The 13,601-nt window shown below is 52.2% G+C and carries 11 protein-coding genes; 6 read left to right on the forward strand and 5 right to left on the reverse strand.

Annotated features, from left to right (window positions below; all coding sequences use genetic code 11):
* Positions 1-6 precede the first annotated feature (6 nt).
* Positions 7-702, forward strand: coding sequence for a hypothetical protein (locus tag Q4D85_RS04775; protein ID WP_303198584.1), 696 nt, complete (start codon positions 7-9; stop codon positions 700-702).
* Here Q4D85_RS04775 and Q4D85_RS04780 read toward each other — a convergent pair.
* Both Q4D85_RS04780 and Q4D85_RS04785 read right to left on the reverse strand, forming a co-directional pair.
* Positions 699-1,841 (reverse strand): GNAT family N-acetyltransferase, encoded by a 1,143-nt coding sequence (locus Q4D85_RS04780; protein WP_303198585.1) that lies wholly within the window; start codon positions 1,839-1,841, stop codon positions 699-701. The two genes, Q4D85_RS04775 and Q4D85_RS04780, sit on opposite strands and share 4 nt — an antisense overlap.
* Before the next feature lie 44 nt (positions 1,842-1,885).
* Entirely contained in the window at positions 1,886-3,226 is a 1,341-nt protein-coding gene (locus tag Q4D85_RS04785) for a DUF349 domain-containing protein (protein ID WP_303198586.1), read from the reverse strand.
* Positions 3,227-3,821: 595 nt separating this feature from the next.
* On the opposite strand from Q4D85_RS04785, the gene Q4D85_RS04790 reads away from it, so the two are divergent.
* Genes Q4D85_RS04790 through dapF form a run of 3 tightly spaced genes read left to right on the forward strand, consistent with a single transcriptional unit; the run spans position 3,822 to position 6,115 of the window.
* The gene (locus tag Q4D85_RS04790) at positions 3,822-4,232 is read left to right on the forward strand and encodes a hypothetical protein (protein WP_303198587.1); all 411 of its coding nucleotides are present in this window, start codon (positions 3,822-3,824) and stop codon (positions 4,230-4,232) included.
* Positions 4,229-5,155: a tRNA (adenosine(37)-N6)-dimethylallyltransferase MiaA gene (miaA, locus tag Q4D85_RS04795; RefSeq protein ID WP_303198589.1), complete on the forward strand. Its 927-nt coding sequence runs from the start codon at positions 4,229-4,231 to the stop codon at positions 5,153-5,155. Before Q4D85_RS04790 ends, miaA begins: the two co-directional genes overlap by 4 nt.
* Before the next feature lie 60 nt (positions 5,156-5,215).
* On the forward strand, positions 5,216-6,115 hold the full coding sequence (gene dapF, locus Q4D85_RS04800; protein WP_303198591.1) for a diaminopimelate epimerase: 900 nt from the start codon (positions 5,216-5,218) through the stop codon (positions 6,113-6,115).
* A 55-nt stretch (positions 6,116-6,170) separates the two neighbouring features.
* Here the strand turns inward: dapF and Q4D85_RS04805 are convergent, their stop codons facing one another.
* From Q4D85_RS04805 to Q4D85_RS04815, 3 genes are all read right to left on the reverse strand, one after another.
* Positions 6,171-8,072, reverse strand: coding sequence for a BspA family leucine-rich repeat surface protein (locus Q4D85_RS04805; protein ID WP_303198592.1), 1,902 nt, complete (start codon positions 8,070-8,072; stop codon positions 6,171-6,173).
* Between the two features lie 583 nt (positions 8,073-8,655).
* Positions 8,656-9,186, reverse strand: a complete 531-nt coding sequence (locus tag Q4D85_RS04810) for a hypothetical protein (protein ID WP_303198594.1) — start codon at positions 9,184-9,186, stop codon at positions 8,656-8,658.
* 29 nt (positions 9,187-9,215) lie between these two features.
* The gene (locus tag Q4D85_RS04815) at positions 9,216-9,974 is read right to left on the reverse strand and encodes a hypothetical protein (RefSeq protein WP_303198595.1); all 759 of its coding nucleotides are present in this window, start codon (positions 9,972-9,974) and stop codon (positions 9,216-9,218) included.
* A gap of 346 nt (positions 9,975-10,320) precedes the next feature.
* Here Q4D85_RS04815 and hflX point away from each other — a divergent pair, with 346 nt between their 5' ends.
* Entirely contained in the window at positions 10,321-11,895 is a 1,575-nt protein-coding gene (hflX, locus tag Q4D85_RS04820; protein WP_303198596.1) for a GTPase HflX, read from the forward strand.
* Positions 11,896-11,973: 78 nt separating this feature from the next.
* Positions 11,974-13,260: a uracil-xanthine permease family protein gene (locus Q4D85_RS04825; RefSeq protein ID WP_303198597.1), complete on the forward strand. Its 1,287-nt coding sequence runs from the start codon at positions 11,974-11,976 to the stop codon at positions 13,258-13,260.
* Positions 13,261-13,601 lie beyond the last annotated feature (341 nt).

Consider the following 13,601-nt stretch of genomic DNA (forward strand, 5'->3'; position numbering starts at 1 on the left):
TGTTAAATGACTGAAAACAATGAAAGTGCGATTGCACATGAAGAAGCCACGCCTGAGGTTTTAGGTGCCCAGGAACTTGCTGAAGCGGAAAAGAAGGCGGCAGCAAAGTTCTCGCTGGAGTATTTCGGTAAGTTCCTGATCGGTGCGTGGGTGTTGTTTGTCATCGGCTTGCTCTTACCGCATGGCGGTGCGGTTCGTGGCTGGCAAGTGCTCACGCTCCAAGGCGAAGCACTCGGCTTGCGAATCGGTGTTGTAGAAGAATTCTTCGTTATTGTCGGCACCTTGGGCGTTGTCGTTTTCGGTGGTTGTTTGCTCCTCACACGGCGCACGATTTTCGCTAATATTTCGTTTTTGCTCACCGGCATTTCCTTGTTCAGTTCGCTTCTCGCAATGTGGATGCGCCTGCAGGACAAGGAGATTTCAGGCGGTCCCGGGTTGGGGATCGGCTTGCTGCTGGAAGTAGCTGCGGTAATTGTTGCTACCTTTGCGCTGTCATACATGATTCTTCGCCGGTCCGACGAACAGGTACGGTTAGCGCAGCAACGTCAACAACACGAGAACCTCGACGAGGTTGGTTATGCTCAGCGTGCTGCTTTGGTTAGTCAACAGCAAAACACACCCGAAACGAATCCGCTGTTTATCGACGATCGTCGGCAGCAAGCCGCGGCGCGGCACAAGAAAACTAACGAGGCTGCCGATTAACGGTTGATGGTCGCTTGATACACCTGGATACGGCTTTGCGGAGTAAAACCAAGTTGTTGGTTTATTCGGCACATGGCCACATTAGAGTTGGCGTTGCTGGTAAAGACGCGTTCCAGCTCTGGCCACTGGTTGGCCGTAGTTATCAAACTAGCTTCTTTTAGTGCTGTGCCGAGTCCGGCTCCGCGAAAGTTTTCTGCGATCACGGTTGAGCCTTGATCCGCAACGGTGGGATCTGAATCTGCCAGCCTGGTCGTGTCGGAGAAGCCGATAGGGTGGCCGTCCTTCAGCAGTACCGTGGTGATGTTTTCATTTGCTTTTCGACGCAATAAGGCCCGCGCTTGTTCTAGCCGCTGCTTCGTCCATGGTTGTGGGTCTACCGCCAAGTTGCCGACGGGTATATCGGTGCTCGCGGCGTCGAAAAGCGTGAGCATCCCAGAAACTAGTTCAGGGCTCGGATCGTGATTGAGATAGCTGCAAAAACTATATCCGTTTGGCAGTATGGGCAGTGGAAGCCCGCGTTTAGCAATAACGGGGATATAGCCGTGGGTTTCATCGTGGGCGAGGCTGAAGCCAGCTTCAGCTATTGCCTGGGCAAATCGTGGATTTAGATCACCGTCGGCGAGCGGTACTGGGTGCCATAACCGAACTATCTGACGGTCTAACCGCCTGGCCAACTCCTTGGTCTGATGAAGCAAAGTCAACCAGTGCTCGGTTTCGGTTTCGTCCCCAGGTTCACCCGGAATTGGGGCGATCTCGGCATCTAAAATCACATCGCAGTCAATGCCGTTGGTGTGCGCCTGAAGCGGCACTGACGCCTCGATATAGCCGAGTAGGTCGGCGTCGACAAGCGGTGAGGTAGGCGAGTCCGTATACGCCGAAATGACGGGGTAATTCAGTGCGGACATCGCAGAATCGGTCGCTGCCGCGCTTCCGGTTATTGCCGCCAAAATGACGGTGTGCGATTGGGGATTCTCCTTCAGTGACTCGATGACTGCCCCAGCCGAGGTAGAGGTTGCTGTATCGCCGGAAACGTCCTGCGCGGCGAGATTGGCGGAGAATACGAACGACAACAATGCGTCGCTTGGATCGCAATCTGTGATACCAAGCGGCGGTTGTTCAAATTGGAAAAAGGCAGTCATGACAAACATCATAACTGCCTGTAGCAAGTAGTAACGACCCAGGACTAGCGGGTTTCCACCGCGTTGATCGCGGCATCAGCCCATTCTTGCCACTGAGCTGCCTGTGCCCGCAACTTCTCTGCTTCTTTCGTCTTGCCCTTGGCTTCCGCAGCGTCAGCGGCAGCATTAAATTCGGCTACCCGTGCGCTGAACTGCGCAGCCCGCGCCTGGGCTTCAGGGTCGGTGCGCCGCCATTGCGCGTCGGCGGCTTGGGTGACACGGTTTTCAAGCTCGGCGATTTTATCTTCAAACTCCCGGATCTGGGCCCGAGGAACAAAACCGATTTCTTCCCACTTTTCCTGAAGCTCACGGAGCTTCTGGCGGGCGTGATCGAGACCACCTTCCGGATCGATCAAACGATCGTATTCGTCTAATAGCGCTTGCTTCGCCTGAGCATTCGCCTCAAACTCGCGATTACGTTCGTCTTGGATCGCGTGCCGTGCATTGAAGAAGTGGTCTTGTGCAGCTTTAAACGCATCCCACAGCTTGTCGTCGATTTCGCGCGGTGCACGGCCAGCTTTCTTCCATTGATCCATGAGCTGCCGGAACGCACGGGCTGTCTCGTTCCAATCGGTCGAGTCCTTCAATTGCTCCGCCTGAGCGACAAGCTCTTCTTTCGCCTTACGGGCAGCTGCCCGGCCCCGATCTAGCTCCGCGAAATGTGCACCTCGACGTCGATTGAAGGCATCCCGTGCACGAGAGTATCGCCGCCACAAAGCATCATCAGTTTTGCGGTCGATACCGCGGATAGTCTTCCATTCCTCGAGAATTTCACGAATCCGATCACCTGCGTGCTTCCAGTCTGTGGAGCTCTCGGCGATGGATTCGGCTTCGGCTGCCAACTCTTCTTTGCGGGCAATTGCTGCAGCGCGACGTGCTTGTTTTTCTTCCTTGGCCTTGAGCCCTGCGGCATCGGCGTTATCGATGACGGTTTGCAGTCGAATATGTAACGAGTCAAGGTCGCCAATGACCGCTGCCTCTGCCAGAGACTGTTGTAACTGTGCGGCTTTTTCCTTTAGGTGGTTAGCTTCGCCAGGGTGGGAGACCAACCGCGCTTCCAAATAGACAACTTCGGTAGCCAGATCGTCGAAACGCGCACCATAATGCGCCAAACCTTCGGCGGGAGTTCCGGCTTGCCAAGACCCAATCAGCCGTTCGCCGTCCTTGGTTTTAACGTAGGCGTTACCGCTGTCGTCCACGCGTCCCCACTGTGCCGGATCGGATGCTGGGGCTGCTTGCGCTGGTGGCTGAGCAGAAACCACCGGAGCTGCAACGGAAGCTCCAGGACGTGGACCAGGCCGGGGACCAGGACGTGGACCTGGCTTCGGAGGATTGGGAGTGCTCATGGCTGTTTCCTTAAAAGTATCTCGTACCGCGCGACGCGGCTGCCGAAGTTGTTAACCTGAAATTCGCATCACTTTTACTACTGGCAAAACTGCAAGCTAACAATGACGCGAGCAACGTGTCCGCAGACATACATGCCAACAAACACTATTGACCAACATACCGCGTAATCGGAAGGTATGTCATGGTTGGCGCCGAAAAATCCCAAATTTTATTGGTTTAATTGTCAAAAATAGGACGCCAGAGTGTTGCGAACAACCAATCTTCCAGCGAATTTTGACCGGACGTCCATCCCACAACCGTCGATCGGATTAGGGGATTGGCCATTAAGGTAGGGTAGTGAAGGTGAGGGAACACGATGACGAACGCATACCTACAACAGTGGTAATAATTCCAGGAAGCCCTGCAATAATTCCGGGTCTTGGTTTCGGAGATTCCGTCGGCATGGCAATCCGGGAAACGGTATCGGACCTTTTGTCATCTCTGGCTTCTACACGTTCGCGTGGATCGGAGCGATCTGTTCGCATTCTGTGTTCTCACGATAGTGATTACCAAACGAACATTACTGGGTCGTTTGCTGCCTGGGGTGCGCCTGATGTGACAGTTTCAGGTGGAAATTATCTGCCGGAACTCATTGCTAGGTTTTTTCTCGAATCGGCTGGTTTCACTGTGCCGGAAACTGCAGCTTCCGATACTGCAGCGCTGTCGCCAGGGCTGATCGTGGCGGTTGTAGACGGTAGTGCTGGGTTAACCGCACGCGCTCCGCTTTCGCTGCTTGACCACGCGCCAGAAATTCATCAGTGGTGTGAACAATTCCTAGGGAACCCGAAGAAGTACTGCGGTCAGTACGACCGTGCACGCATGGTTCAAGCCGGAGTTTTGGATCCTAGAATTTGGTCCGAATTAACCAGATTGGTGCCGCACGTTACTAAAGCTGAGCTCGTCGCCAGCGATTTTTCGCTAGGCGTCGGTCGGTACGTTGCACGATGGGAGTTGACTACCTCATGAAACCACAGGTCCCCGTAGTGATTGTAGGCCCCACTGCCTCCGGTAAGTCCGCACTGGCGATAGCAATAGCACAGGAATATGGTGGCGAAATCGTCAACGTGGATTCCATGCAGCTTTATCGGGGCATGGACATTGGAACCGCTAAACTTCCGGAATCCGAACGCGGCGGAATACCACATCATATGCTTGATGTTTGGCGAGTTACAGAGACAGCTTCAGTTGCGCGCTTTCAATCGGAAGCAGTTGCGGTTGTTGAGGACATCAGTCGACGCGGCAAGCTCCCAGTGTTAGTTGGTGGTTCCATGCTCTACGTCCAGTCGCTTATCGACGATTGGCAGTTTCCACCCACAGACGAAACCGTGCGCCTCAAGTGGGAAGAACGACTTGAGAAACATGGAGTCGACGAATTGCACAATCAATTGGCGAAGTTGGATCCAGAAGCTGCCGAAATAATCGAAGACAAAGATCCCCGCCGGACCGTTCGGGCGTTGGAAGTAATTGAGCTAACCGGCCAGCCATTTAAAGCCAGTCAGCCCTCCAAAACCGCACCGCCGCGATGGGGCAGCATTTTACTTGGTTTAGAAACCACTCCGGAATGGTTGAATCCACGTATCGAAGAACGAACTCGCCAGATGTTTCAAGCAGGTTTTATCGAAGAAGTACAACGGTTAGTCAACACGGAAGGTTTGATTGCAGATTCAACGGCGGGACGCGCCATTGGGTACGCCCAAGTTTTGGCGGCGATGGCTGGCGAGCTTTCTTGGGCGGAAGTTGAAGAGCGAACGACGATCGCAACACGGCGCTATGTGCGACGGCAAAAGAGCTGGTTTAAAAAGGATCCACGGATTACCTGGATACCAGCGGCGACGGATACACAAGCCCATGCAACCGCAGTGATAGAACGCAGATCTGTAGGTAAATAATTAGCGTTACAATAGGCAGAGATACAGCCGCTGCGTAAATAGAAGGATGCAGGAAACCCAATGAATGCTAGTAGCGATCATGGTACTCTTCCGTTTCTGAAAGGACACGGAACAGAAAATGATTTTGTGATTATTTGTGATCCTGATGCCCACCAGGAATTGCATCCGGAATTCATTGCCGCGCTTTGTAATAGGCGCTCAGGCATTGGCGGTGATGGATTGCTCCGGGTAGCCCGAACCGGTGCGCTTTTCGACGCTGGCCTGATCACCGAAATCCCAGCGGGTGTTGATCGTTCCGATTGGTTCATGGATTATTACAACGCTGACGGATCGATTGCGGAAATGTGCGGGAATGGCACCCGGGTTTTTGCCCATTTCGTTCGCAGTCGGGGATTGGTGACCACAGATTCGTTTACGATTGGCACCCGCGCAGGTGGGAAAGAGGCCACCGTCTTTAACTGCGACGACCTCACCGCTGATGTTTCGGTGGAAATGGGGGAACCGGTAGTAACTGGAATATCTACCTGCGAGATCGGCGATCGCAGCTTTGCTGGTTTAGGTGTCGATATGGGCAACCCGCACTTGGCGTGCGTGGTTCCTGATTTAACTGCTAGCGATTTAGCGGACCTAGAGCTGGTTCAGCCCGTTTTCGACCAGGAGTTTTTCCCAGCGGGGGTCAATGTCGAGATTTTAACTGCTTTGACCACTGACACGGAAACTCCAATGTGCCACATGAGGGTGTACGAACGCGGTGTCGGCGAAACACGTTCCTGTGGCACCGGCACAGTTGCTGCGGCACGTGCGGCTCTTGCTGATGCTGGTATTGACCTAGGAAGTGTTCGGGTTGTTGTCCCTGGCGGCGAGGTGCTCGTAACCCTAACAGAAACGGGATCGCAGCTCCGGGGACCATCAAAAATCATCGCTGAAGGGGTCGTTTCGAAAACAGCGGTTTTGCCATAAAACGAAAGACAATAGTCGCCCTCTTTCTCCATGAAAGTTGGGCGACTATTGTCGTTTAACTATTGCGTTGCATTTCCTTTAACCGAAGGTATGCAGTGTCTTTACCAGCGGTACGACGATCGTAGACAACGTATGCGCCGAATACTGCAAGTAGGAGCAGCAGCGCGATAAACGCGGTCATCGTGGCGATGCGCAATGACGGCGACAACGTAGAATTCTCAGATACAGAGGTCGGGGTGATATCGAAACCACTGACGGTTATCAAGGACAATGATGGATTGCCGTAGTTGTCCCAGGCCTTGACGGTGATGGTCTCGTCTTCTTCGAAGACTCGGGAATACGTATTAGGTTCAGTGGGAACCTCTTTCCATTCAGGAGAAATCGCCCGCAATGGTTCGTCGGTAGTAATTTTGATGGTAACTGGGCCGTCTTTGTCGGAATCCAGATCCTCTTTATTGACAACCGAAATAACTGGTCCTTGGTATTCCTCAGCAGCGCCTGCGTCGTTGCGAGTCCAGCCTTTTTCCGTCAACTTGGCCAAGGTTTCGTCGAAACTTGGGTGTGGGCACCAATAGACACCAGCAGCGCCGATATTCAATCCGTAAGGCGAATACTGTTGCCGCACCCAGCCGTCAAGTGTCGAGGAATAGTTGATCGGAGACAACCCAGAGTTATCAAAAATATTGTTTAACTTCTGGATCGATGCCAGATTCCAGGTGCGCAAATTCACGTCGAATGCTTTAGCATCGGTGAACATATCGTTCATGTTGCGAACGTTTGCGGTATTCCAACCACTGATGTCCGCACTGAAAGAGTGCGCCGACTGGAACATGCTTGGCATGGTTTCGACGTGAGATGTATCCCATCCGGAGATATTGCTATTGAATGCGTGCGCATTCATGAACATCCCGGACATGTCGCGGACATTTCCGGTATTCCACCCCGAAAGGTCACCGTTGAAAAGGGTGGCACCTTCAAACATGTACGCAGTCGATTGAACTTGGGACATGTTTGGTGCGCCAGAGTAAGGGGAGAATTCCAAGTTATTGGCTTTTTGGAACATTCCTTCCATGCTGCGCCAGACATTCATTCCCCAGGAATCAACACTGACCAATGCACTCGCGGTACTGGCCTGCCGGTCGCTGACACCAAGCTTTATATGCGGGTAGTTTCCCTTCAGCATCACGGTATATTTACCGGGATTTTTGTAATTACAAACGGCATCACCGGTGGTTTCTTCGACGCGGAACCGATTAGCTGGATCCTTAATATCGCAGAAGACTTCGAAGTTTGGTTCAACTCCTTCCGATCCGAGCGCGGTGAGTGCGTAGCTGGTCGGGTTATGCGGAGTCAGCCGGGTATCAATGGTGAATACGAACGCATCAGGATTATTTCCAATGGTTTCGTCGCGGGCGAGCTGTTCCGGTTCTTTCTTAGAGCTGCTGCTTGTCGATGAGGCGGAATTGTTGTTGCTCGTTGGCGAGTCGCTTGGTTCCTTAGAAGGCCTCTCACTTGGGGTGGGATCAACTCCAGCTGGGACTGTGGGTTCCGGGTACTGCAATACAGTGCTCGGAGTTGTCGCCTCGGGGGCACGGGGCGGTGTAGGGCTGGCTGGTGCCGTCCGTGATGGGGCAGGGGCCGGTGCAGGAGCGGGCGCTGGTGCCGGAGCCGGGGCAGGCGCGGGAGCAGGAGCCGGTGCAGGGACTGGTGCTTCTATCGTGATCGGATCAACATCGATCGGAATAGCGGGACCTACCGCCACGGAATCTGGAGATCCTGGAGCTACAACGAAGGGGACAACCGCGACTGGAACTGGGACTGGAACAACGCCAACTACTTCGACCTCAGTTTCTTCTTGTTGAGCGTTACTGGAAAGCGAAGCACTGAGCACGCCGGAAACCAACAGGGTGCTTAATCCTGTTGCCAAAACTCGTGTGGCGCGGGTGCGCTTGCTCAAGTTTCCTTCTCCTCTTCTCGATACTCCACAGCGGTTCTATATAAGCGGAACCTAAGTTTTGGTGTGATTCTTATGGTTTGGGTTCGCGGTTTGCACGGGGCTTAATGTGCCGTTTACGTCCCTATATAAGAATCGAACTCTCTATGAGATTACCAAAGTTTTCCATTCAGAATAATAATGTTAACCCGCTTTTCTTAAAACGGTCTTAACTGTCAGCTTCTGATATTACAGTAAATTCACCCTTAAAGATATTCGTTTTGGAGCGGGATTTCATCTTTAAACCTCTACTTGAATCTTAAAATATGTGCTGGTTGACATATTTGAAAGTGGGTAAAACCAGCAATTATTGGATGCGGTACCGTTTATATTTTTGCTGGCAGTGGCATTTTATGGCTACGGGTCGGACGTCCACCAAGGAACGAATTATCTAAGAAAGACTAGGCTTTTCGTTATGTTTAGCAAGGGGCGGTTCTGATGTTTTCATAAGATTAAAGTTCTTTAATCTTTGTTGATGTGTGCAATAAAAATGACTGCTGTCAAAGGTTGCGCTGGATTTTCGTCGAAAAGCAAACCGAAAACAGAATTAAATATAATCCTGGCCTAATCGATGTGCTGCCCGCCTAGCTTGCAACCATGCCTCCTTTAACTCGAGCGCGCGGCGGTCTGTTACGACCAAAAGCGCTTCAAGCTGTTGCACATTAAGGTTGCGCTTGAGCCGTGCGTTCACGCGCGATGCAAACCTTCGAGACGACGCTGCAAGAAAATGAAAAGCTGAGATATCTGGATCTGTACAGTCCTCATCAGCTAAGGCGGGCCGATGTAGTGTTCTATCTGCAATGGCATCTGCATCCGTACTGGAAAGAAACTCATCATACTTCGCAAGGACATCTTCTATGTCCTCCCGAGACAAGGCGATCGAAGACTTCAATGCATCGGTTTCCAACGAGTTCGGCTGATACCGAGAAACGAAAAACGCAGCAACCAAAATGACCGCAGATAGTGCCACTCCTTCGTATTTGAGCAAATACGTCAATAAGATACAGGCACCGATTATCACGAACCACGGCCACCGAGGCTGTGGACTTTGATCGTCTATTGCATCGAGTTCTTTCATGATGACATCACACTCTCGCACTAACATTTTTAATGCCCACCACAACCGCAACCGCCGGAGCCGCATCCCCCGGATCCATCGCCGCAACCTTGTGGAGCGATGATGGATCCCACCATGATTGCTTGTCCTGCTAGCACACTGTTCTTTTCCGGTAGTTCGATGGTGTCTGGAATGCATACATCCAAAGCGAAAGAGCCATCCACGGTGGCATGGATAAACCGTTGCCCAGTCAGTGCATTGTGACGGTATTCGGCTTCAAGGACTCGGACCGCAATGTCTGCGATTGCACTTGGGGTTACAGCGCCGTTGCCAGCCGCTATGGTTTGTGCACCCTCGGAAACCACGAAACCTACTTCTTGTGACATTTCGGATTCGAATTCTTGCACGCTAGAAAAGTGGCGTAGCCCCTCTGCATACATGAGTGCGGTAATTCCCATTTGTTGCCAACGTTGTTCAGGTTGCTCAGCAAGAAGCGGTCCCTGTGACAAGTTACAGGTCAGCGTTGTTACTGGTTGGCCGTTGTAATCAACGATTTCGCACAGCGCAACGACATCATTAATCATTGACACGTGTGCAAAACTTTGCGCCTGTGCCTCAAATCCTGCGAAGGTAGCAAAAGGCTCTACCGCCAAGATATTGATCTGTGCGCCGGATGGATCGGAGTATTGGACGAGTTGGCCGCCTCTTAATTCACCGATGACGGACAACTGATTCGTGGAAATGGCTGCTTCAACAGCATCTTGCCATTTCTCATACTTCATTCCCAACGCGAAAAGATCTTTGCCCATAGGCAAGTATTTTACGACTAATTGACAAATAAACACTCATTGTGGCGGTTGCAGATTTATAACACTATTTCAGCACCTGCTTAGGAGCAGTGCCGATATAGAAGAAAAATCTAAGACTTTAATACGAAATTTAAGCCGTTAGGTGAAAAGCATCGACACCTTGATTCCCGCAGGCAGCCACCCCTTAGCTAACTTAAGGTCAAGCCTAAGCACTGAACGAGAGAAACTGGTTGGTGTTCCGTCTGATGGCGTTCGCAATACGCGATCACCGTCGGCTAATTACCGCCAACTCTTGGCTGTATCAGAGGATGCATGGAAGAATAATGCAGTAACGATGACTACACATATGAATGATAAAAAGAAAACCGAGAATTCCACCGAGTCGATTCTCAAGCAGGCGTTCCGAAATACAACAGTCACTACCAGTTCGAACGAGCGCGAATTCGAAAACGAATTAGAGTCAGTTTCAACGCAGATTTCTGCGTCGATCGCCGCGCCAAAGGCCGGTGCTAGTCCACAAACGCACCCGACCGTTGGTGAACTTGATCTGGAAGACCGCTCGAGCTTACGTAGCTTGTCACGGGGTAGGTCGTACGCCACAGACCAGGATGATGGGTATGACGTTGAATACCGCAAGCTACGCTTGGAACGAGTTATTTTGGTCGGCGTGTGGACTGAGGGGACAACTGCCGAAATCGACGCGAATATGCAAGAACTGGCAGCTCTAGCAGAAACTGCCGGTTCCGAGGTGGTCGAAATGTTTTATCAAAAACGTGACCGGCCAGATCCCGGAACCTATATCGGATCAGGAAAAGTGCAAGAGCTAAAAGAAATCGTCATGGCGACCGCTGTAGACACCGTTATTTGTGATGGTGAGCTTTCTCCAGGGCAGATGATCGCGTTGGAGAAAGCACTTGATGTCAAGGTGATTGACCGCACCATGCTTATCCTCGATATCTTTGCTCAGCATGCGAAGAGTAAAGAAGGTAAAGCACAGGTATCGCTCGCCCAAATGGAGTACCTGATTACCCGAGTTCGAGGTTGGGGCGGTGCATTATCTCGACAGGCGGGTGGTCGTGCTGGTTCCAACGGCGGCGTGGGTCTACGCGGGCCGGGTGAAACTAAGATTGAGGCTGATCGGCGCAGGTTGCGCAGTGATATGGCTAAGCTACGCAAAGAGATTGCCGGTATGAAAACCGCCCGCGATGTGAAGCGGTCGCAGCGGAAGTCGTCCCCCATTCCGCAAATTGCGATTGCCGGATATACGAACGCGGGGAAGTCGTCGCTCATCAATGCGCTCACCGGCGCGGGTGTATTGGTGGAGGACGCATTGTTTGCGACGCTGGATCCCACGACTCGGCGGGCGGAACTTGCCGACGGCCGCTCCGTCGTGTTCACGGATACGGTTGGATTCGTGCGGCATCTGCCTACCCAATTGGTGGAAGCCTTCAGGTCTACTTTAGAAGAAGTCGTGGAAGCAGACCTCGTGTTGCACGTCGTGGACGGCTCGGATCCATTTCCGCTGAAACAATTCGAAGCGGTTAATGGGGTTGTCACTGATATTGTGCGGGAATTAAAGGTCGATGCGCCGCCGGAAATCATCGTGGTGAACAAGATCGATGCTGCAGACCCGTTGGTATTGGCGCAGCTGCGGCATGCCCTCGATGACGTAGTATTCGTCTCCGCGCACACTGGCGAGGGGATCGCGGAACTGGAAGCTCGTATTGAGCTCTTTCTTAATTCAAAAGACGCACATGTCGAGTTGTTGATTCCATTTACCCGAGGCGAGATTGTATCGCGGCTGCACCGAAACGGCACTGTGTTACGGGAAGAATACTTGCCAGAAGGCACAGCAATGGAGGTTCGACTTCCGCATTCGCTAGCGGAAGAGCTTAGCGAGTTCCTTGTGAGCAATACCTAACGAAGTGGTTCAAAGTTTCCGTCTGAGTGCTTTCACCAACTTGAACATTTATCGCGAGACACGAAATAATAAGGTTTCGTGAGTAAAGCTTCCTGGGGATGGTCCCTGCACGGTGATGGGAAAACCATCAAACCGGGTGCGGTAGTTGCGCCCGATGAACGGCTTGATTGGCCTCGCACCATCGGAATTGGCATGCAGCACGTGATCGCCATGTTCGGTGCAACGTTGCTGGTACCGACATTGACTGGTTTCCCGGTGAATACAACGTTGTTGTTCTCCGGTGTGGGAACCATGATTTTCCTGTTGGTAACTCGGAACCGATTGCCGTCTTATTTAGGATCGTCGTTTGCGTTCATTGCGCCGTTGTTGGCGTCGCAAGGCAGTGGCATCGGGGTTCAACTAGGCGGTGTGGTAGTTGCCGGTCTCGTACTTGTCATCATCGGCTTTATCGTTAAGAAACTTGGCAAACGGGTCATCGATCTTGTCATGCCACCTGCGGTCACGGGTGCGATTGTCGCATTGATTGGTTTGAATCTCGCGCCAGTTGCAGCAGACAATTTTCAAAGTCAGCCGCTGGTTGCCTTGGTCACGTTAGTTGCGATTATTGTCTTCACCGTGGCTGGCCGCGGCATGATAGCTCGATTAGGTATTCTGCTCGGCGTCATCGTGGGATGGGTTTTTGCCGCGGTTACTGGAAACCTGTCAGAGGGCGCTGCGGATACAGTAGCTGCTGCCGCGTGGCTGGGCGTTCCGGAGTTTCACACTCCAGAATTTAAGGTTTCGGCGGTCCTCATAACGCTGCCTGTCGTCGTTGTTCTGATTGCAGAAAACGTTGGACACGTCAAGGCAGTATCTGAGATGACCGGGAAGGATCTTGATGACCTAGCTGGCGATGCCCTAATCGCGGACGGTTTGGGCACTACGTTGGCCGGTGGCTTCGGCGGTTCCGGTACAACCACATATGCGGAAAACATTGGCGTTATGGCGGCGACTCGTGTATATTCCACCGCTGCATACTGGGTTGCTGCGACAACTGCGGTGGTGCTTGCATTCATTCCGAAGTTTGGTGCGTTGATTTTTACGATTCCAGTTGGCGTTTTAGGCGGCGCCGCGATGGTCTTATATGGATTGATCGGCATGCTGGGTGTACGAATCTGGCAAGACAACAACGTGAATTTCAATAATCCGGTTAACTTAACTGCCGCCGCTGTCGCTCTGGTCGCCGGTATCGGAAATTTGACCCTCACAGTGTTTGGCGTGCAATTAGAAGGCATCGCTTGGGGGTCGGTCGGCATCATCGTCGGTTACCCGATTTTAAAGAAGCTTTATCTAGTCAGCGGCGAGGGGAAGAACGCAAAGTTTTAACGCCACCGCTATGACCGCGCGACGTAACGGGCTGGGAACACTTAAAGTGGGTGCCTGCCCGTTTTTGCTTTTCGACGCTCCAAGCGTCCGCGCGACAAAGGTTGACTTCATTGCCAGGTCGGGTCTACGCTAGCAGGGAACCAAAGGAGAGATTGTGTAATACGACAGTTGAGGTTTTCTCACCAGGAAAATGTGTATGAAATGTTGACCTGTGGTTTTGGGGGTTTTGTGGGTGTGTCATAGCAAAGCACGCGGGGTTCTAGGTTCAGAATGGTTTTTGTCAAAAGAAAATCAAACTGAAAGGAACACCGCGTGCTTTGCTATTGTGCCACACTTTTTCG

Source organism: Corynebacterium sp. (assembly GCF_030532965.1).
In the GTDB taxonomy this organism is placed as follows: domain Bacteria; phylum Actinomycetota; class Actinomycetes; order Mycobacteriales; family Mycobacteriaceae; genus Corynebacterium.